This window comes from Pseudomonas sp. Mn2068, assembly GCF_049319725.1.
GTDB classification, from domain to species: Bacteria; Pseudomonadota; Gammaproteobacteria; order Pseudomonadales; family Pseudomonadaceae; genus Aquipseudomonas; species Aquipseudomonas gingeri.
This window is the reverse complement of record NZ_JBMOUG010000004.1, coordinates 134,082-152,715: the sequence shown is the minus strand read 5'-3', so window position 1 is coordinate 152,715 and position 18,634 is coordinate 134,082. Positions and strand designations below refer to the sequence as shown.

General features: G+C 62.4%; 18 protein-coding genes. 12 read left to right on the top strand and 6 right to left on the bottom strand.

The features are described 5' to 3' along the window. Window positions 1-103 precede the first annotated feature (103 nt). Window positions 104-1,150 (top strand): methyl-accepting chemotaxis protein, encoded by a 1,047-nt coding sequence (locus ACL9RJ_RS11400; RefSeq protein ID WP_377651041.1) that lies wholly within the window; start codon window positions 104-106, stop codon window positions 1,148-1,150. 4 nt (window positions 1,151-1,154) lie between these two features. On the opposite strand, the gene ACL9RJ_RS11395 is transcribed toward ACL9RJ_RS11400, so the two are convergent. From ACL9RJ_RS11395 to norR, 5 genes are all read right to left on the bottom strand, one after another. After that, window positions 1,155-1,907 carry a YkgJ family cysteine cluster protein gene (locus ACL9RJ_RS11395; protein WP_042934315.1) on the bottom strand — a complete coding sequence of 251 codons (753 nt, stop codon included), beginning with the start codon at window positions 1,905-1,907 and terminating at the stop codon, window positions 1,155-1,157. A gap of 98 nt (window positions 1,908-2,005) precedes the next feature. Next, complete coding sequence (locus ACL9RJ_RS11390; RefSeq protein ID WP_103032745.1) at window positions 2,006-2,329, bottom strand: hypothetical protein; 324 nt, start codon at window positions 2,327-2,329, stop codon at window positions 2,006-2,008. A gap of 37 nt (window positions 2,330-2,366) precedes the next feature. Next, on the bottom strand, window positions 2,367-2,858 hold the full coding sequence (locus ACL9RJ_RS11385) for a GNAT family N-acetyltransferase (RefSeq protein ID WP_177084164.1): 492 nt from the start codon (window positions 2,856-2,858) through the stop codon (window positions 2,367-2,369). 1 nt (window position 2,859) lies between these two features. Beyond that, the gene (locus ACL9RJ_RS11380; RefSeq protein ID WP_017123628.1) at window positions 2,860-3,762 is read right to left on the bottom strand and encodes a chemotaxis protein CheV; all 903 of its coding nucleotides are present in this window, start codon (window positions 3,760-3,762) and stop codon (window positions 2,860-2,862) included. Between the two features lie 212 nt (window positions 3,763-3,974). Then, window positions 3,975-5,525, bottom strand: a complete 1,551-nt coding sequence (gene norR / locus ACL9RJ_RS11375; RefSeq protein ID WP_017123629.1) for a nitric oxide reductase transcriptional regulator NorR — start codon at window positions 5,523-5,525, stop codon at window positions 3,975-3,977. 156 nt (window positions 5,526-5,681) lie between these two features. Here norR and hmpA point away from each other — a divergent pair, with 156 nt between their 5' ends. The 7 genes from hmpA (at window position 5,682) to cyoE (ending at window position 13,405) form a co-directional block, all read left to right on the top strand. Then, the gene (hmpA, locus tag ACL9RJ_RS11370; RefSeq protein ID WP_017123630.1) at window positions 5,682-6,863 is read left to right on the top strand and encodes an NO-inducible flavohemoprotein; all 1,182 of its coding nucleotides are present in this window, start codon (window positions 5,682-5,684) and stop codon (window positions 6,861-6,863) included. A 431-nt stretch (window positions 6,864-7,294) separates the two neighbouring features. Beyond that, a complete protein-coding gene (locus ACL9RJ_RS11365) occupies window positions 7,295-7,804 on the top strand; it encodes a disulfide bond formation protein B (RefSeq protein WP_017123631.1) in 510 nt (169 codons plus the stop codon). Between the two features lie 791 nt (window positions 7,805-8,595). Then, on the top strand, window positions 8,596-9,522 hold the full coding sequence (gene cyoA, locus ACL9RJ_RS11360; RefSeq protein ID WP_042934318.1) for a ubiquinol oxidase subunit II: 927 nt from the start codon (window positions 8,596-8,598) through the stop codon (window positions 9,520-9,522). A 3-nt stretch (window positions 9,523-9,525) separates the two neighbouring features. Then, window positions 9,526-11,547 carry a cytochrome o ubiquinol oxidase subunit I gene (gene cyoB / locus ACL9RJ_RS11355; RefSeq protein ID WP_042934320.1) on the top strand — a complete coding sequence of 674 codons (2,022 nt, stop codon included), beginning with the start codon at window positions 9,526-9,528 and terminating at the stop codon, window positions 11,545-11,547. A gap of 3 nt (window positions 11,548-11,550) precedes the next feature. Further along, window positions 11,551-12,177: a cytochrome o ubiquinol oxidase subunit III gene (locus ACL9RJ_RS11350; RefSeq protein ID WP_042934322.1), complete on the top strand. Its 627-nt coding sequence runs from the start codon at window positions 11,551-11,553 to the stop codon at window positions 12,175-12,177. Further along, a complete protein-coding gene (gene cyoD / locus ACL9RJ_RS11345) occupies window positions 12,178-12,507 on the top strand; it encodes a cytochrome o ubiquinol oxidase subunit IV (RefSeq protein ID WP_017123635.1) in 330 nt (109 codons plus the stop codon). Window positions 12,508-12,517: 10 nt separating this feature from the next. Further along, complete coding sequence (gene cyoE / locus ACL9RJ_RS11340; protein ID WP_017123636.1) at window positions 12,518-13,405, top strand: heme o synthase; 888 nt, start codon at window positions 12,518-12,520, stop codon at window positions 13,403-13,405. A gap of 58 nt (window positions 13,406-13,463) precedes the next feature. Here the strand turns inward: cyoE and ACL9RJ_RS11335 are convergent, their stop codons facing one another. Continuing rightward, window positions 13,464-14,876 carry a PLP-dependent aminotransferase family protein gene (locus ACL9RJ_RS11335; protein WP_017123637.1) on the bottom strand — a complete coding sequence of 471 codons (1,413 nt, stop codon included), beginning with the start codon at window positions 14,874-14,876 and terminating at the stop codon, window positions 13,464-13,466. A 125-nt stretch (window positions 14,877-15,001) separates the two neighbouring features. On the opposite strand from ACL9RJ_RS11335, the gene ACL9RJ_RS11330 reads away from it, so the two are divergent. The 4 genes from ACL9RJ_RS11330 (at window position 15,002) to ACL9RJ_RS11315 (ending at window position 18,540) form a co-directional block, all read left to right on the top strand. After that, the gene (locus tag ACL9RJ_RS11330; protein ID WP_177084171.1) at window positions 15,002-16,102 is read left to right on the top strand and encodes a hypothetical protein; all 1,101 of its coding nucleotides are present in this window, start codon (window positions 15,002-15,004) and stop codon (window positions 16,100-16,102) included. A 39-nt stretch (window positions 16,103-16,141) separates the two neighbouring features. After that, window positions 16,142-17,440, top strand: coding sequence for an ATP-grasp domain-containing protein (locus tag ACL9RJ_RS11325; protein ID WP_177117746.1), 1,299 nt, complete (start codon window positions 16,142-16,144; stop codon window positions 17,438-17,440). 68 nt (window positions 17,441-17,508) lie between these two features. Further along, window positions 17,509-18,000 (top strand): RidA family protein, encoded by a 492-nt coding sequence (locus ACL9RJ_RS11320; RefSeq protein ID WP_042934406.1) that lies wholly within the window; start codon window positions 17,509-17,511, stop codon window positions 17,998-18,000. A gap of 54 nt (window positions 18,001-18,054) precedes the next feature. After that, window positions 18,055-18,540 carry a cupin domain-containing protein gene (locus ACL9RJ_RS11315; protein ID WP_017123641.1) on the top strand — a complete coding sequence of 162 codons (486 nt, stop codon included), beginning with the start codon at window positions 18,055-18,057 and terminating at the stop codon, window positions 18,538-18,540. The last annotated feature ends 94 nt before the right edge of the window (window positions 18,541-18,634 follow it).

Sequence of the window (18,634 nt, the reverse complement as noted above, 5' to 3'; positions counted from 1 at the left end):
CGGCCTGCGCCTGCAGACCCGGCTCTGGGCGCAGGCCAGCGCCGCGTTTGCGCTGGTCCTGGCGCTGGGGCACGGGGCCGGTGGGCAGTCGCTGGAGGTTGAACTGGGACTCTGGGTGTTGGGGAGCGCGCTGGTCGGGGTGCTGACCCACCTGTCCTTGCGCCCGTTTTCCCGGCTGGCGGCACGCGGCCGGGAGATCGCCGACAACCCCTTGAGCCAGGCGATCTACACCGGCCGCAGCGATGAGATCGGCCAGATCGGTTTTGCCCTGAGCATGCTGGAGGCGCAGGTCGGGGCCGTGGTGGGGCGCATCGACGATGCCTCGCTGCGCCTGTCCGGGCATGCCCAGGCGCTGGCCCGGCATATCCAGAGCAGTCATGGCAGCACCCTGGATCAGCAGGCCGAGACCGACCAGGTGGCGGCCGCCATTCAGCAGATGAGCGCCAGCGTCGCCCAGGTCGCCAGCAATGCCCAGCAGGCCTCCGAGGCGGCCGACCAGGTCGGCAGCGAAACCCGCGAGGGGCATCAACTGGTGGGCGAAAGCCGCAGCGCGGTGCTGCGCCTGGCCAACGAGCTGGCACGCGCCACCGAGGTGATCCTGCACCTGGAAAGCCATAGCACCGAGATTTCCACGGTCCTGGAGGTGATCCGCGGGATTGCCGACCAGACCAACCTGCTGGCGCTCAACGCCGCCATCGAAGCCGCTCGCGCCGGGGAACAGGGCCGGGGCTTCGCGGTGGTGGCCGACGAAGTGCGCGGGCTGGCCCAGCGCACGCAGCAGTCGACCAACGAAATCCAGCGGATGATCAGCAATCTGCAGGACGGTGCGCGCAATGCGGTGGAAGTGATGCAACACAGCAGCCAGCAGGCCGAAGACAGTGTGCAGCAGGTCCAGCAGGCGGCCGATGCCCTGGCCGGGATCAGCCAGCGGGTCAGCCGGATTACCGCGATGAGTCAGCAGATCGCTTCGGCGGTGGAAGAACAGAGTTCCGTCAGCGAGGACATCAGTCGCAATATCGTCAGCATCCGCAATGCCTGCGAGGCGCTGGTCAGTGTCGGCCAGCAGAGCCATCTCAACTCGGGGGATTTAGCGGGGCTGGCGAACGACTTGCGCTCGCTGGCCCAGGAGTTCTGGCGCAAGCGTTGCTGACGGCTCAGGCCGCCTGCAAGGCGATGAACGCGTAGGTGGTTGCCGCTTCAGTCACCACCCGCGCCCCGGCCGCCTGCAACTGCTCGGTGATGGCCGGGCCGGAGACATGAAAGCTCCATTCGCTCGCCGCCGGCCAGGACGTCAGTTGCCGTACCTGGTCAATGGCGGCCGCGAATGCCGGCATGTGCGGGAGGTAGGCGGTGAAGCCGTCGCCCTTGAGCGCCGTGGTGCGGATGCCCAGCTGTTCGCAGATCAGCTCCTTGGCCTGGATATCCTCACGGTCGGCCTGGCGCGAGTCCTCGATCATCCGCGCCAGATCGGCGTCCACCAGTTGCCCGCCGCTGATCAGCAGCGGCTGGGCCGCCTGCCATGATTCCGGCGGGCAGTCCTTGGCCTCGGGGCGCAGCGGGATATGCGGATTGATTTCCATCGGGTAGATGCGGCACACCAGCGGTCGGCGCTCGTAGATCCGGCAGCGCTGCTCTTCGTCAAGATTCCGGCAGGGGCCGACGTTGTAGGCGGCGAAGGTGATCGCCACGCGGGCCTCGGTGCTGCCGCTGGGAACGCCCCAGGAACGGCGTTGCGCGTGCTCGCGCTGGGCCTGCGGCAAGCCGAGGCCGTTCGGCAGGAAAGCTTCCACCAGGACGATCACCTGGCCGCCGTCCGCCGCCCACTGGCGGGCTTCGGCCAAGGTCAGCGGGACATGGTGATCGGTGCAGCATTTGCCGCACCCTACGCAGGAAAAATGGGTGTTCATGGACCGACCGACGGCAAGGGAAAGGCTGGGGCGGTGACACAAATCCGGCACGCCGTCACCGCGTGAACCTGGGTCGAAGCAAGTTGTGCGCCAGTCCCTCAGTTGCTGCGCGCCGGCATCACCGAGTCCCACTCGGTCACGGCGGCGGTCTTGCTCTTCTTGTTGTACAGGCACAGTTCGGTGCCCGGCTGGTTTTTCATGTGGGCCTGCGGGTAGCGGCCATGCAGCAGCACGGCGGTGTAGCCGATCTTGTCATCGAATTGTGCCGGATTGCCCACCGGCTTCACGTTCTTGAGGCTGCTGGCCTTGGTGCAACTGGCCAGCACGGCCTTGTTGTAGGCAATCCAGGCGTCGGGGCTGGAGGCCTGGGCCTGGGTCGCCAACGCGGCGAGGCTGATGAAGATCAGGGTAGAGGCTTTCATGGCAGGTCTCCTGAAGGTGCATCCGGCAAAAACCGGATTATGCCTGAGCCGGGCTGACTTCATAGCGCTGGATAAAGCGCATGCCGGCGCTGTCGTACAGGCGCCGGGCGGGCAGGTTGTTTTCCATCACCTTGAGGTCGACGAAGGCTTCGCCCCGCGAAGCGAAGACCTGGAAGGCATGGCGCAGCAACGCCAGGCCCAGGCCCTGGCCACGGCGGCGTGGATGCACGACCAGGTCCTTGATATAGGCACTGGTCCAGCATTGGGCGACACCGGCGAGACCCTGCTCGTCCATGGCGATCAGGCACAGCGTCGGATCGTACTCGGCATCCGTGGTGAAATGCTCGCGCCAGCTGGCGAAGTCCGCGACAGGCACGCTGCCGTCGCGGTAGCCCAGCACCAGCAGGTCGTGCACGGCCTGCATCAGTTCCGGTCGCAGCACACCGAGGCGAATTCCGGACGGCCATTGCGGCACCTCCAGCAGGTCGTCGAGGTCCTTGCGCAGCAACAGGCAATGACGGTGGGGCATCTCAGATACCTTGGGCGGCCACGGTCCTGGCCGCCTGGATCAGGCATTTGGTCAGTTCCGGCGAAGAGAACTTGGTCAGCACCGCGTTGGCCCCGGCCAGGCGCGCCTTCTCGCTGTTCATGGCACTGTCCAGGGAGGTGTGCAGGAGAATGTAGAGGTCCTGGAAATCCGGGGTCTCGCGAACGGTGCGGGTGAAGGCGTAGCCGTCCATTTCCGACATCTCGATATCCGAGACCACCACGTTGATCTGTTCGGCGGTGCCTTGCAGGTCCAGCAGGCAGCCGATGGCGTCCTTGGCGCTGCGCGCGGTATGGCAGGTCAGGCCGAGGTTGCGCAGGGTGTGCACCGATTGCTGCAGGGCCACCTGGCTGTCATCGACCACCAGGATGCGCGCGTGACCGAGGATTTCCGCTTCTTCCATGGTCAATTCGGTCGGGGCGACTTCGATCTGCGCCGGGGCGATGACATGGATGACTTTTTCGATATCGAGCACCTGCACCAGCGTGCCGTCGACCTGGGTCACCCCGGTGATGAAGGAACGTACCCCGCCGGAGCCGAAGGGCGGTGGGCGGATGTCGGTGGTCAGGCAATGGACGATCTTGCTCACGGCCTGGACATGCAGGCCCTGCTTGGACCGGCTGACATCGGTGACGATCAGGCAGCCGCCATCGGGGTCCACCAGGGGGCGCTCGCCGATGGCCCGGCTCAGGTCGATCACCGACAGCGAGGCGCCGCGCAGGGTGGCGATGCCTTTGACGTGGGGGTGGGACTCCGGCAGCTTGGTCAGCGGCGGGCAGGGAATGATTTCGCTGACTTTCAGCAGGTTGATCGCCATCAGCTTGCCGCTGCGCAAGGTAAAGAGCAGAAGTGACAGTGAGTCTGCGCGGGCTTTGTTGGAAGACATAAAAACCTTCTGTGGGAAAAGCTGCTTCAGGGCAGGTTAGCCCGGAACAGGTATCGATGACGGGTTATCGACCTGAGCCGGGCGGGCTTTAGGTGAATATCTCATGGGAGCGGTGCTGGCTCGCGAAGAGGGCGGCGCGGTTTTTCAGGTCCGCCGCGTTATCGTTCTTCGCGGGCCACCCCGGCTCCGGCGGGCTCCCGGGTTGCCTTGGCTCATTTCAAGCCCAGGCGCTTGGCCATCCGTCCCAGGTTCGCCCGGTCCAGGCCCAGCTCCCGGGCGGCACTGGCCCAGTTGTTCTGGTGTCTTTCCAGGCAGTTGCCGATCAGTTGCCGCTGGTAGTGCTCCGTGGCCTGGCGCAGGTCGACTCCGCTTTCCAGGCCCGACGGGGCGATGGCAGGTGCCGTCGGGGCTTCGGCTGTCACCGCTGGCAGATCGAGATCGGCGGCGCCCAGGCTGAGGATCTTCGGCCGTTCGCGGCAATTGCCCAGGGCTTTCAGGGCACTGCGGCCGATCAGGTGTTCCAGCTCGCGGACATTGCCCGGCCAGTTGTAGGCCAGCAGCGCCGCCTGGGCGTCGAGGCTCAGGCGCAAGCTGCCCAGGCCCATGCGCGAGCGGTTCTGTTCGAGGAAAAAGCCGCTCAGCAGCAGGACGTCGCGCCCGCGCTCACGCAAGGCCGGTACTTGCAGCGGATAGACGCTCAGGCGGTGATAGAAGTCGGCCCGATAGCGTCCGCTGCGCACTTCTTCGGCCAGGTCGCGGTTGGTGGCGGCGATCAGCCGCACGTCCACCTGATGCTCGCGGTCCGAGCCCAGTCGCTGCAACTGGCCGCTTTGCAGCACTCGCAGCAGCTTGGCCTGGACGCTCAGCGACAGTTCGCCGACCTCGTCGAGAAACAGGGTGCCGCCATTGGCCAGCTCGAACTTGCCGCGCCGGTCGTTGACCGCCCCGGTGAAGGCGCCGCGTACGTGACCGAACAGCTCGCTCTCCACCAGGGTATCCGGCAGGGCGGCACAGTTGAGGCTGATAATGGGTTTTTCCGAACGCGGGGAGGCGGCATGGATCGCCTGGGCCACCAGTTCCTTGCCGACCCCGGTTTCACCGGTGATCAGCACCGTCAGGTCGCTGCCACCGACCAGATTGATCTCTTCCACCAGGCGCTTGTGGGCTTTGCTCTGGCCGATCATTTCGCGATTCTGCGGGTTACTGGCCTGGCGATAGAGTTCGGCGCGCTGATGTTCGTCCTCGGCGCGCAAGGCCAGGCGCTCGATGCGTTCGGCGGCACTGACCGTGGCCGCCGCCAGGCTGGCGAAGGCTTGCAGGGCATCCAGTTCGATCCGCTCGAAGCGTTCCGGGTCGAGGGCATCGAGGGTCAGCAGGCCCCAGGGGCGTTCGTCGATAAACAGCGGGCAACCCAGGCAGTCATGGACCTCCAGGTGCTCGGTCAGGCCATCCACCAGGCCGTCATAAGGGTCGGGCAATTCACTGTCGCTGTCGAAACGGGTTGGCCCATGGCTGCCGAGCAGGATCTGGAAGCGCGGATGCTCGCTGACCTTGAAGCGCCGGCCGAGGGTGTCGGTGCTCAGCCCGTCGACGGCCAGCGGCACCAGCCACTCGCCGTCCAGGCGCAGCAGCGCCGCGGCGTCACAAGGCAGCAGGGCGCGCATGGCTTCGAGCAGGCGCCGGTAACGTTCGCTTTCGGGCAGTTCCCGGGAAAGATCCGATACCAGCGGCAGCAGGGTGGTCAGCAGGGATTTTGCAGTCATATTGACTCCTGTGGTGTCAGACTGACTATAAGGTGGCTGTAGTCCTTGTGACTAATAATATTTTAATTAATTGATTTTAAAGGATTTTTATTCTGGCATGGTGTGTGAATAGTCAAGGTCAATTCAGGCGAAGCCTAAACTCCAGGAGTTGATCCCATGCTGAGCGTTCAAGACCGTGCCATCGTCAAGTCGACTGTCCCGCTGCTGGAAAGCGGCGGGGAAGCGCTGATCACCCACTTCTACCGGATGATGCTGTCCGAGTACCCGCAGGTGCGTCCGCTGTTCAACCAGGCCCACCAGTCCAGTGGCGACCAGCCGCGGGCACTGGCCAACGGTGTGCTGATGTACGCCCGGCATATCGACCAGCTCGACCAGTTGGGCGACCTGGTGGCGAAGATCATCAACAAGCATGTCGCGCTGCAGATTCTCCCGGAGCATTACCCGATCGTCGGCACCTGCCTGCTGCGGGCCATCCACGAAGTGCTTGGCGAGGAGATCGCCACTCCCGAGGTGATGAGTGCCTGGGGCGCGGCCTACAACCAGTTGGCCGATATCCTCATCGGTGCCGAGACCGCGATCTACGACGAAAAGGCCCAGGCGCCAGGCGGCTGGCGTGGTGCCCGGTCGTTCAAGGTGGCGGCCAGGGTCGAGGAGAGCGCGGAAATCACCTCGTTCTATTTCGAACCGGTGGATGGCCAGGCCATCCTCGCCTTCGAACCGGGGCAGTACATTGGCCTGAAGCTGGTCGTCGACGGCGAGGAGCTGCGCCGCAATTACTCCCTGTCGGCCCTGGCGAAGGCCGGGCAGTACCGCATCAGCGTCAAGCGCGAGGCCGGTGGCCGGGCCTCGAACTACCTGCATGATCAACTGGCGGTCGGCCAGACCCTGGAGCTGTTCCCGCCCTCGGGCGAGTTCATCCTGACCGCCAGCGATAAGCCGCTGGTTCTGATCAGCGGCGGTGTCGGCATCACCCCGACCTTGCCGATGCTCGAAGCGGCACTGGCGACCGAGCGGCCGGTGCACTTCATCCACTGCGCGCGCAACGGTGGCGTGCATGCGTTCCGCGACTGGGTCGATGGCCTCGCCGAACGGCATCCGCAGCTCAAGCGCTTCTACTGCTATGCCGAAGATGACGGCGTGAGCCCGGCGGCGCACAAGGTCGGCCTGTTGAGCCAGGAGTTGCTGGCCGAATGGCTGCCGGAGCAGCGTGACCTGGATGCCTACTTCCTCGGGCCCAAGGGCTTCATGGGCGCGATCAAGCGTCACCTGAAGGCGCTGGGCGTACCGGAAACACAGAGCCGGTATGAGTTCTTCGGCCCGGCAGCGGCCCTGGAATAACGATGATGAGCATTCCCACGCTCCAGCGTGGGAATACCTCTCGGGACGCTCTGCCTCCGCTCTTGTAACGCAGAGCGTCACGGCTGCATTCCTTTGCCGCGCGTGGGAACGATCACTCGACCGGCATTGTTTGCGCAATCCGAAAAATCCCTCAGCGGTTAATCCGCCTTTAATCAGCCTGTCGTTAATTCCCCAGGGCTGATTCCAACAACAGGTTCTGTGGCTTCCCGCACTTGCGGGAGCACTTTTCCACGTGCTCAATACATTCAAAGGTCATGACCTGCGTGTAGACTTCCGGGCCACGGATATTGATCGGATCGACCACGTTCGGATGGCGCCCAGAGCGGCCTGTCGAAGACAACCTCGGCTTGATGCGGCCGCTGCCAGCGCTGCCTTCCGGCCGATCCAATAACGAGTCAAAGGAAAACGGGATGAATGACGAAATGATGCGGCTGGGACGGGAGCGGCGCTTTCTCGTCCTGCTCGGGGTGATCTGCCTGGCCTTGATCGGCGGTGCACTCTATATGCAGGTGGTACTGGGTGAGGCGCCTTGCCCGCTGTGTATCCTGCAGCGCTATGCCTTGCTGTTCATCGCCATCTTCGCCTTCATCGGCGCCGGCATGCGTACCCCGCGCAGTCTCACGGTGCTGGAGGTGCTGGCGTGGTTGAGCGCGGTCGCCGGGGTGGCCGTGGCAGGCCGGCATGTCTATATCCAGGCCTTTCCGCAGGTCAGTTGCGGGATCGATGTGTTGCAGCCGATTGTCGACGGCCTGCCACTGGCGAAGCTTTTCCCGCTGGGGTTCCAGGTCGACGGTTTCTGCGAGACCCCGTACCCTCCGGTCCTGGGCTTGTCCCTGGCGCAATGGGCGCTGGTAGCCTTTGTCCTGACTGTCGTGCTGGTGCCGCTGGGCATTTATCGCAACCGTCGGCAAAACCGCTGATCCAGTCCGGGACGCCCCGGTCTTCCCGAGGGAGGCCGGGGCGTTTTTGTGTCCGTGGGGCTCGTGAAGAGGCGGTGATCGAGGGCAACGAAAGGCCCGGGAAAAGTGCGACATATTGTCACGTCGCAGGTGTCGCAGGGGGCGTTTGCGACGATGGTGCAGCCCTCCAATCGACAACAATTCTCAGGAAAGTTCCCTGGCCGGCTTTTTCGCCGGAGGCCACGAAGGGAGTACCTTGCAAGGGACCAAATACCTGCTATGGACCCCGTTTTACCGGGGGAAGACGTTCCTCGGGAGGCCGTCCGGCCGGCGCGGGGGGCATATCAGGTTGTCCGGTAGAAGCGCGTATCAGAGCTTTTTGTTGAGAATGAAAAGCGATACGATTAAGGATCATTGCAAAATCGGTGAATGATTGTTGCGCGGACGGATAAAAAATATTTCAGGATGAGACATGGTTTATAAAACGCGACATATCTACAATCGCCCGCACTGAATGTCCGGCGCTGCTCATCCCTGAGCGCACGAGGGCGATCGAGGGGCTGAAAGGTGCCATGCGATCCCGGGTGCTGGCAACCTCCAAGTATCCGCACCAAATGGAATTGGTCTGTAACAAGGCCTTTGACCGACAAAATCGAATAAGAACTCACTGCCAGCTCCAGATGTGCCGATCAGCGATTAGCGCGAAGGGCAGGCCCTTATTCAATTGAAGAAAAAATGCCAACCCTTGGCAGGGTGAAGTGTTGGCGATCAAAACCCAACTGCATTGCGCAAGCTGCTTTAGAGGTCGTGAGATGAGTAAAACAAGGTACCCCAGATTCCTAGGCTTATTGCCGCTGCTCGGCACGTTGTTGCTGGGAGGGTGCAACATGACCTTGCTCGACCCGAAGGGTCAGGTGGCACTGGACGAACGTAACCTGATCATCACTGCCACGCTGCTGATGCTGTTGGTCGTGGTGCCGGTCATCCTGATGACCTTTGCCTTCGCCTGGAAATACCGCGCGTCGAACAAGGACGCCACCTATGCGCCGAAGTGGAATCACTCGACCAAGATCGAAATCGTGGTCTGGGCCGTTCCGGCGATCATCATCCTGTTCCTGGGCATCGTGACCTACAAGTCGACCCACGCCCTGGACCCGTATCGTCCGCTGGAATCCGACGTCAAGCCGATTGAAGTACAAGTCGTCGCGCTGGACTGGAAGTGGCTGTTCATCTATCCGGAACAAGGCATCGCCACCGTCAACAAGCTGGTGTTCCCGGCCAAGACCCCGGTGAACTTCAAGATCACCTCCGACAGCGTGATGAACTCGTTCTTCATCCCGGGCCTGGGCGGTCAGATCTACGCGATGGCCGGCATGCAGACCAAGCTGCACCTGATCTCCAACGAGAATCATGAGTACGAAGGGATTTCCGCCAACTACAGCGGCGCCGGCTTCACCGGTATGAAATTCAAAGCGACCGCAACCAGCCAGGCGGATTTCGATGCCTGGGTAGCTGAGGTCAAGAAGGCACCTAAACAGCTTGAACAAGCTGAATACGCAGACCTTTCCAAGCCGAGCCAGGACAACCCGGTCGAGCTTTATTCCAGCGTTACGCCGAACCTGTTTCAGATCATCGTCGACAAGTACGAAGGTATGAAACCAGGCAAGCCGGTCGAGCACGAGAAGAAAGAAGTCGCCGCAACGGAAGGTTCGCATTCAGCTGCCGGGGCAGAGGAGTAAACGATGTTTGGTAAATTAAGTTGGGAAGCGGTCCCGTTCCACGAACCGATTGTCATGGTGACCCTTGCCATGATCGCGCTCGGTGGTCTGGCGTTGTTCGCGGCGATCACCTACTTCAAGAAGTGGACCTACCTGTGGACCGAGTGGCTGACTTCCGTCGACCACAAGAAAATCGGTGTCATGTACATCGTCGTGGCCATGGTCATGCTGCTGCGCGGCTTCTCCGACGCCATCATGATGCGTACCCAGCTGGCCATGGCCACCGAGGGTTCGCCTGGCTACCTGCCTCCCCATCACTATGACCAGATCTTCACCGCACACGGTGTGATCATGATCATCTTCATGGCGATGCCTTTCTTCACCGGCCTGATGAACATCGTCGTGCCGCTGCAGATCGGTGCGCGTGACGTTGCCTACCCGTTCCTGAACTCCCTGAGCTTCTGGCTGCTGGTATCCGGCGTGGTGCTGATCAACGTTTCCCTGGGTGTCGGCGAATTCGCCAAGACCGGTTGGGTTGCGTATCCGCCGCTGTCGGGACTGCAATACAGTCCGGGCGTGGGGGTCGACTACTATATCTGGGCGCTACAGCTATCAGGGTTGGGTACGACGCTGACCGGGGTGAACTTCCTGGCCACCGTGCTGAAAATGCGTACCCCTGGCATGAAGCTGATGGACATGCCGATCTTCACCTGGACCTGCACCTGGGCCAACGTGCTGATCGTTGCTTCGTTCCCGATCCTCACCGCCACACTCGCTTTGCTGACGCTTGACCGCTACATGGATTTCCACATTTTCACCAATGAACTGGGTGGAAATCCGATGATGTACGTCAACCTGTTCTGGGCCTGGGGTCACCCCGAGGTGTACATCCTGATCCTGCCGGCGTTCGGGGTTTTCTCCGAAGTCATCTCGACCTTCTCCGGCAAGAAACTGTTCGGCCACCACTCGATGATCTACGCCAGTGGCGCGATCTCGGTGCTGGGCTTCATGGTCTGGCTGCACCACTTCTTCACCATGGGCTCGGGTGCCAACGTCAACGCCTTCTTCGGCCTGGCGACCATGCTGATCTCGATCCCGACGGGGGTGAAGCTGTTCAACTGGCTGTTCACCATCTACCGCGGTCGCCTTCGCTTCACCAGCCAGGTCCTCTGGACCCTGGGCTTCATGGTGACCTTCGCCATCGGCGGCATGACCGGCGTACTGCTGGCCATCCCGGGTGCTGACTTCGTCCTGCACAACAGCCTGTTCGTGATCGCGCACTTCCACAACGTGATCATCGGCGGCGCGGTATTCGGCTACATCGCCGGCTTCAGCTTCTGGTTCCCGAAAGCGTTCGGCTTCAAGCTGCACGAAGGCTGGGGCAAGGCAGCGTTCTGGTTCTGGATCTCGGGCTTCTTCGTTGCGTTCATGCCGCTCTATGCACTGGGCTTCATGGGCATGACCCGTCGCCTGAACGCCAGCACCAACCCTGAGTGGGTACCGTACCTGTACGTCGCTCTGTTCGGTGCGGTCCTGATCGCCTTCGGTATCGCTTCGCAACTGATCCAGATCTACGTCAGCGTGCGTGATCGCAAGGAGAACCTGGACGTGACCGGCGACCCATGGAACGGCCATACCCTGGAATGGTCGACCTCTTCGCCACCACCGTTCTACAACTTCGCCGAACTGCCGAAAGCCGATGTGGTCGACGCATTCACCGAAGCCAAGGAAAACGGTACCGCGTACTCGGTTCCAAAGCGCTACCAGCCGATCCACATGCCGAACAACACCGCGACCGGCCTGGTCATGGGTGCTCTGCTGACCGTCTTCGGTTTCGCGATGATCTGGCACATCTGGTGGATGGCCATCTTCGGCCTGGCCGGTACCGTGATCTATTTCATCATCCATGCCGCCCGTGACGACCAGGGCTACATGGTGCCGGTAGAGACCATCGAACGCATCGAAGCCGAGCAGCACAAGGTGCTGGTAGAGGCCAAGGCGATTGCGGCCAATGCTCGTGTTGAAACCTCGTTGGAAAAGGCTTAAACCATGTCGAATGCAGTGACTCATGCTGGACACGCCCATGGTCATGACCATGGGCACGATGACCATCACCACGACTCGGGCGAGATGACCGTATTCGGTTTCTGGCTCTACCTGATGACCGACTGCATCCTTTTTGCGTCGATCTTCGCAGCGTACGCGGTACTGGTTAACAACGTAGCGGGTGGCCCGTCGGGCCACGACATCTTCGAACTGCCTTACGTGCTGGGCGAAACCGCCTGCCTGTTGCTCAGCTCGATCACCTACGGCTTCGCCATGCTGGCGTTGTTCAAGGGCAAGAAAAGCCAGGTACTGGGCTGGTTGGCGATCACCTTCCTGTTCGGCCTGGGCTTCATCGGCATGGAAATCAACGAATTCCACAAGCTGATCGAAGAAGGCTACGGTCCTAACCGCAGCGGCTTCCTGTCCGGGTTCTTCACCCTGGTCGGGACCCACGGTGTACACGTCACCAGCGGCCTGATCTGGATGGCCGTGATGATGTACCAGGTCTGGAAAAACGGCCTGACGCCGACCAACATCACTCGCCTGAGCTGCCTGAGCCTGTTCTGGCACTTCCTGGACGTCGTGTGGATCTGCGTATTCACCGTTGTTTACCTGATGGGGACTCTGTAAATGGCTAATGCACACCATTCCAGTGATGCCAACCACGGCAGCGTGAAGTCGTACATGATCGGCTTTGTCCTGTCGATCATCCTGACTGCCATCCCGTTCGGCCTGGTGATGTACCCGTCGCTGCCGAAGGCCGCGACCCTGTGGATCGTGTTGATCTTCGCCGTGATCCAGGTGCTGGTGCACCTGGTGTACTTCCTGCACCTGGACCGTTCCGCCGCGCAGCGCAACAACGTGGTTGCGTTTATCTTCGCGGCGCTGGTGATTGTCCTGCTGGTAGGTCTGTCACTGTGGATCATGTTCAGCATCCACGCCGTCATGATGGCGAAGTGAGGTAGACCCGATGTCGCTCAAGCACTTTATCCAAATCACCAAACCGGGGATCATTTTCGGTAACGTGCTTTCTGTGGCGGGTGGCTTCTTCCTGGCCTCCAAGGGGCATGTCGATCTGGCCATCTTCCTGGCGGCCATGATCGGCACCTCGCTGGTGGTGGCGTCCGGTTGCGTGTTCAACAACTGCATCGACCGCGACATCGACCTGAAGATGGAACGCACCAAGAACCGGGTGCTGGTCCAGGGGCTTATCTCCCTGAAACTGGCACTGGTCTACGCGACCGTCCTCGGCGTTGCCGGCGTGGCCTTGCTGTACCGCGTCGCCAACCCGTTGGCGGCGCTGTTCGCGGTGATCGGCTTCGTCATCTACGTCGGCTTCTACAGCCTGTACTTCAAGCGCAAGTCGGTTCACGGCACGCTGATCGGCAGTCTGTCGGGGGCGATGCCACCGGTGATCGGCTACGTGGCGGTGAGCAACAGCTTCGACATGGCGGCGCTGACGCTGCTGGTGATGTTCAGCCTGTGGCAGATGCCGCATTCCTACGCGATCGCGATCTTCCGCTTCAACGACTACCTGGCCGCATCGATTCCGGTGTTGCCGGTGAAGCGCGGGATCCTGGTGGCCAAGAAGCACATCCTGCTCTACATCCTGGCCTTCCTCGGCGCGACGTTGATGCTGACGTTCAGCGGTTATGCCGGCATGAGCTACCTCGCGGTGGCCGCGGCCATGGGCATGTACTGGTTGTACATGGCCTGGACCGGCTACAAGGCGGTGGATGACACGGTCTGGGCACGCAAGCTGTTCGTGTTCTCGATCTTCACCATTACCGCCCTGAGCGTGATGATGTCCCTGGACTTCAAGGTGCCGACCGAGTTGTTGCTGACTTACGCGCACTGAGTGACCCGCATGACGAAAAAAGCCCCGCCTTCGGAAGAAGCGCGGGGCTTTTTTTCGCCTAGCTGTCCAGCAGGCGCATGAACCGCTCCCGTACGCGCATGTCATCGCTATGGGCGACGTTGAAGCGCAGGAAGCTCACCGCGTCGTCGGCCGTGCTCAACAGGGTTCCCGGGGCCAGCACGATGTCATTCTCCAGGCCCTTGCGCGCCAGCGTCTCGGCGTTCATCCCGGCGGGCAGGCGGGTCCAGAGAAACAGCCCCTCTCCCGGACAGGATGACAACGCGCAGCCCGCTTCTGCCAGCCATTGCGCGACCCGGTCGTTCGACTCGTACAAACGGTCGACCAGCCGCCGCGCATGCTTGGTGTAGCTGCCGTCGCTGAGCATCCGGTAGGTCATCTGCTCGGCCAGCTCCGAAGTCACGCCGCCGCTCATCATCTTCAGGGCGATCATCCGCGCCGCCAGTTCCGGCGTCAGCACGGCATAACTGACCCGGCTGTTGGCGCTCAGGGTCTTGGTGAAACCCGAGACATAGCTGATGTTCTCCAGCCCGCCGGCCGCCGCCAGCCGCGGCGTGCGCTTCTGCTGGATATCGCAGTACAGGTCGTCTTCCACGATATGGAAGCCGTAGCGGTGGCTCAACTCCAGCAAGCGATACACCTGGGCCGGCGAGAACGAATGCCCGGTGGGATTATGCAAGGTGGTGTTGGTCAGGTAGAGCACCGGCCGGTGGCTGTCGAGCAACTGTTCGAGCCGGGTGAAATCCACGCCATCGCAATCGCGGGCGATGCTGATCACCTTGGCGCCGTGGAGCAACAGGTTCGAACGCAGGTTGAAATAGCACGGATCGTCGAGCAGTACCGTATCGCCGGGCTTGATCAGCAGGCGCATGAGCATGTCGATGGCCTGCACGGTGTTGGCGGTGGTCACGATCTGCTCCACCGGTACTTCGATGCCGAAGGTCGCCAGTTTCACCCGCAGGGCCTGGCGCAGCGGCAGATAGCCGGCGGGTACCCCGGCCTCGCCCATGCGCAGGGTGGTGGAGCGCAGGGTGCCGCGGGCGGCCTTGAGCAGTTCTTCGCCGGGCAACCAGGAAGAGGGCAGGAAACCGCAGCCGGGCCGCAGGGCACCGTTGTCCAGCAGCAGGGCGCGACGCACCACGCTGAGGGTGTCCTGCGGCAGCAGATCGCGGCCGACACCGGCATGCGCCGCTGCGCTGAGGCGGGTGACATAGTGCCCCGAGCCCTGGCGCGAGGCGACCAGGCCCTTGGCCCGCAAGCGGTCCAGGGCCTCGACCACGGTCGACTTGCCCACCCCCATCAGCTCCGACAGTTCACGGATCGGCGGCAGCTTGGCCCCGTGCTGCAGGCCACCCTGGCTGATGGCCGCGGTGAAGCGCTCGACGATCTGCTGTACCAGTGGCGCGCCGGGCTCGAACTCGATAGCGGCGATCACGGCTCTTTGCGCCTGCATTTTACTGGTCATCCGAGCAATAAAGTTCGGAGGATTCTAGTCCAACTTGCTCTGATCAAGAAGGACTTCGCTCACTAGTATCGACTTCATTGTCCTAGATGTCGTTCTGATCGAAGAGGTTCTCCATGAGTGTTGAAACAACTGCCGGTATCGCCAAGCCGGCCGTTAATGTCCGGCTGTTCGTCATCCGGATCATTACCGCCGTGTCGCTGTTCGCGGTCCTGGGCAAGGCCAACGTCTGGCTCGACACCGCCACCAACAGTATTCTCGCCCTGGGCTACCGCGCGTTGCTGCTGCTGCTGCCCCTGACGCTGCTGTTCCTCGGACGCCGCTCCCTCAGCGTCACGCTGCTGTGTGCCACGACCGGCCTGGTCCTGCTGGCCCTGACCAAGGACCAGGGCATCGTCATGTTCGGCGCGGCGCTGTTCGCCTACGGGATCGCCATCGCCGGTTACCTGATCAAGAGCGAGGCGGCGCAGACCAAGGAAGGCGCGGCCTACAACCGCGTGGCCATGAACATGGGCAGCCTGATCGCCGGCCTGATCCTGCTGTCGCCGCAACTGACCCCGACCCTGTTCTTCCTCGGCGCCGCCGGCTTTGTCCTGATGTGCCTGCCGGTCGCCATGGGCGCGACCCTGCAACTGCCGACCATTTCCTCGCCGTCGAAGGCCCAGGGCGGTTCCGGCTGGCTGGGCAAGCTGCCGTGGGTGATCGCCGGCATCATCATGGGCATCAAGCTGTTCGGGGTGTTCTCGATCCTGCCCCAGGCGATCCTGCGGGAAACCGGCGAGCTGCCGTCCTGGTACGGCCTGATGCTGATTCTCAACAGTGCCGTGGTGGTGTTCCTGCAAGTCCCGGTCATGCGCGTGATCGAAGTGACCGGCCGGTTCAAGGTGTTCACCGTGATCGGCATCATCTTCGCCGGATTCCTCGTCCTGTCCTCGCCGGCCGCCTTCCATGTGGAAACCCTGATCGGTGCGTTCATCTGGGTCACCCTGTTGTCCATCGCCGAATGCGCGTTCAGCTACCTCGACTACTTCTCCGTCAAGCAGAACAGCATGTTCGCCAAGGAAGTGTCCCTGGGCGTCGGTGCCGGTCTGACCGTGCTGCTCATGCGCGCGCTGCCCGACCCCTATAACGCCTATGTCCTGGCGCTGATCGGTGCCTTGGGGATCCTGGCCTGGTACTACCTCAATCGCAGACTCAACGCGCCGCTGCATGACTGAACCGTAGCAAGAGCCCGTAACAGGAAGGGGAGATCCGAAATGAGTGCAAAACCCTGTGTGATCGTGGTCGGCTACAACGGCAACCGCGTACGTGACATCGGCAAGCTGCGCGAGCTGTGCCGGTCGTTCTACCAGGCGACGCTGATCCTGCTGGTGGAAAAGGTCCAGCTGGAAGACTACGAGGTGGCGGACTACGTCTGGACCACCTCCTTGGCCATCGAAAACCTCGATGCGGCGCTGGACGCGGTGTCCAGTTGCCTGGCGGTCGATGAGTGGAATCTGCTCGGTGTCCTGCCGTTTTCCGACCGTGGGGTGTTGCTCGGTGCGGGTCTGGCGACGCGTCACGGTTTGCCGGGCATCACGCCCGAGCAGGCCCGGGCCGGCCTGGACAAGGAAATCTTCCGCCAGTTGGAGGCGGCGGCACCGACTTCCCCGGCGAGTTACCGACCCGTGTTTTCCTGCCGGGTCGCGGACCTCGACGAACTGCGCCAACGGGTCGCGGCACTCGGCGGCAAGGCCTTTATCAAGCCGGCCTGCGAAGGGGCCAGCCGGGGTTGCCGGGTGATCCACTCGCCCGCCGAGTGCGAGGAAGCCTGGGCGGCCCTGGAGCAGTACCGGGCGGGCGGAATCATCGTCGAAGAGCTGGTGCAGGAGGCCCGGGAATACAGCTGGGATTGTGTGGCGGGGCGTTCCTGGGTTACCGAGAAGACGACCACCGAAGGGGCTTATCGTGCCGAGATCCAGCAGGTCGTTCCCGCGCCATTGACGGGCGCGGCGCTGACCGCCATCGCCGCGGCTGGCGAGCACATGCGTCAGTTGGTCTCCGTGGACAATGGCGCCTATCACAACGAGGTTTTCTTCAGGCAGGACGGCACGACCTCGGCCGTGGAAACCAATATGCGCCCGGCGGGCATGCATATCTGGGACCTGGCCCGTAAAGCCTTTGCTGCCCTCGACGCATTCGACCCCTGGGAGAGTTGGGTGCGCTGGGCGGTCGAAGGACGCATGGCGCAGGCCGAGCCGGTCGCGCAAGGCTACTGCGGTATCCGCCTGGTGAGCGCACCTGCCCACGGCACCCTGCAGCACCTTCCGGATATCCAGGCACTGGCCGCCAGCCTGGGGATCGAGGTGATCGAAGGCTGCTACAGCAAGGGCGTGGGTGACCGGGTTTCCTCCCTGGTGACCGACAACACCTCGTTCATCGGCCACGTCATTCTTTTCAATCCCGACTATCCGACGCTCAGCCGGCAGCTTCTGCAACTGACCCGGGCCATCGAGTCGGCGATCGTGGTGTCGCAGTCCGAACCGGTACGGCAACTCGAAGAGGCACTGCCGTGAACCGAGAACCCCCCTGGCCCGACGCCTCGATCCCGGTGCTTGCCCATCCACAGAAGGAAGTCATGTTGATGTCGTGTGATGAACGTTTTATCGCCATTGCCCAGGAACTGGGTTATGACATCTACGGTGAAAACACCGCCGGAGGTCATTACTCGCCGGTGATCCGCCTGCATGATCAGGTCTACGTCAGCGGCCTGGTGCCGATGATGAGCGGCCGCGTGGTCCTGCCCGGCCGCGTCGGCGCCAACCTGAGCCTGTCCGAGGGCCAGAAAGCCGCCCGCATCAGTGCCATGCGCGGGCTGGCGCTGATCCTGCAGACCATCGGTTCGCTGGATCGCATCAAGACCCTGGTGCGGGTGACGGTCTACGTCAAGTCGACGGAAGACTTCCCCGAACTCAGCGAAGTCGCCAATGGTGCCTCGGACGTTTTCCATCGGGTGCTGGGCGATGCCGGCCGGCATACCCGGACGACCATCGGCGTGTACCAATTGCCGAAGAATGCCGCCATCGAAGTCGATATCATTGCCGCAGTTAGCGAAGGGGCGTTGCGCCAGCTATAAATTCAATGTCTGTGCGGCGGGAACGATTCGCCGCACGAAAAAATGGAACGACACATGGATACCTTCAAGGGCAGCTTTTTCACCTATCAGGATTTCCGCGACAGCCTGCAAGGATCGTCACCTCGGCCCCAGGTCTGGAAGGGCACGGACCTGGCGAGCCTGCAACGCGACATGCAGCCCAGCGATACCGATATCGTCGCGCTGTCGAGCGAGTCGAGTATCGGCGGTTGCGAAATCCTGCCCGGCACCGTGATCTCGATGCAGTGGTTGAACCCGGGCACCACCCTCAATGGACACGCCCACACCTGGTGGCATCTGTTCATTATCCAGTCGGGCCGGGGCGAGCTGACCCTGGGCGATGCCGAGGCGGTACCGGTCAGCAGCGGTGACGTGATCGTCGTGCCGGCGTGGAACAAGCACGGATTTGTCAACGGCTCCGCGGAAGAGCCGCTGGTGATGCTCAATATCAGCAACATGCCGCAGGTGGCGGCACTGTCGAATTTCGCCGATCAGAACGGACGGATCGGCGTGGTGAAGTAACCCGTCGCGATTCCTCCCCGCCGCTGTTCCCGTCAGGGAGCCAACGTTCGTTGGCTCCCTGATTGCATTTGCGCGCCCGGCTTTTCTGCCCGGT

Bases quoted from the DNA above. Each gene is read 5' to 3' on its own strand.
- ACL9RJ_RS11395 (WP_042934315.1), bottom strand. From the start codon at position 1,907: ATGAACACCCATTTTTCCTGCGTAGGGTGCGGCAAATGCTGCACCGAT.
- ACL9RJ_RS11390 (WP_103032745.1), bottom strand. From the start codon at position 2,329: ATGAAAGCCTCTACCCTGATCTTCATCAGCCTCGCCGCGTTGGCGACC.
- ACL9RJ_RS11385 (WP_177084164.1), bottom strand. From the start codon at position 2,858: ATGCCCCACCGTCATTGCCTGTTGCTGCGCAAGGACCTCGACGACCTG.
- ACL9RJ_RS11380 (WP_017123628.1), bottom strand. From the start codon at position 3,762: ATGTCTTCCAACAAAGCCCGCGCAGACTCACTGTCACTTCTGCTCTTT.
- norR (WP_017123629.1), bottom strand. From the start codon at position 5,525: ATGACTGCAAAATCCCTGCTGACCACCCTGCTGCCGCTGGTATCGGAT.
- hmpA (WP_017123630.1), top strand. From the start codon at position 5,682: ATGCTGAGCGTTCAAGACCGTGCCATCGTCAAGTCGACTGTCCCGCTG.
- ACL9RJ_RS11365 (WP_017123631.1), top strand. From the start codon at position 7,295: ATGAATGACGAAATGATGCGGCTGGGACGGGAGCGGCGCTTTCTCGTC.
- cyoA (WP_042934318.1), top strand. From the start codon at position 8,596: ATGAGTAAAACAAGGTACCCCAGATTCCTAGGCTTATTGCCGCTGCTC.
- cyoB (WP_042934320.1), top strand. From the start codon at position 9,526: ATGTTTGGTAAATTAAGTTGGGAAGCGGTCCCGTTCCACGAACCGATT.
- ACL9RJ_RS11350 (WP_042934322.1), top strand. From the start codon at position 11,551: ATGTCGAATGCAGTGACTCATGCTGGACACGCCCATGGTCATGACCAT.
- cyoD (WP_017123635.1), top strand. From the start codon at position 12,178: ATGGCTAATGCACACCATTCCAGTGATGCCAACCACGGCAGCGTGAAG.
- cyoE (WP_017123636.1), top strand. From the start codon at position 12,518: ATGTCGCTCAAGCACTTTATCCAAATCACCAAACCGGGGATCATTTTC.
- ACL9RJ_RS11335 (WP_017123637.1), bottom strand. From the start codon at position 14,876: ATGCAGGCGCAAAGAGCCGTGATCGCCGCTATCGAGTTCGAGCCCGGC.
- ACL9RJ_RS11330 (WP_177084171.1), top strand. From the start codon at position 15,002: ATGAGTGTTGAAACAACTGCCGGTATCGCCAAGCCGGCCGTTAATGTC.
- ACL9RJ_RS11325 (WP_177117746.1), top strand. From the start codon at position 16,142: ATGAGTGCAAAACCCTGTGTGATCGTGGTCGGCTACAACGGCAACCGC.
- ACL9RJ_RS11320 (WP_042934406.1), top strand. From the start codon at position 17,509: ATGTCGTGTGATGAACGTTTTATCGCCATTGCCCAGGAACTGGGTTAT.
- ACL9RJ_RS11315 (WP_017123641.1), top strand. From the start codon at position 18,055: ATGGATACCTTCAAGGGCAGCTTTTTCACCTATCAGGATTTCCGCGAC.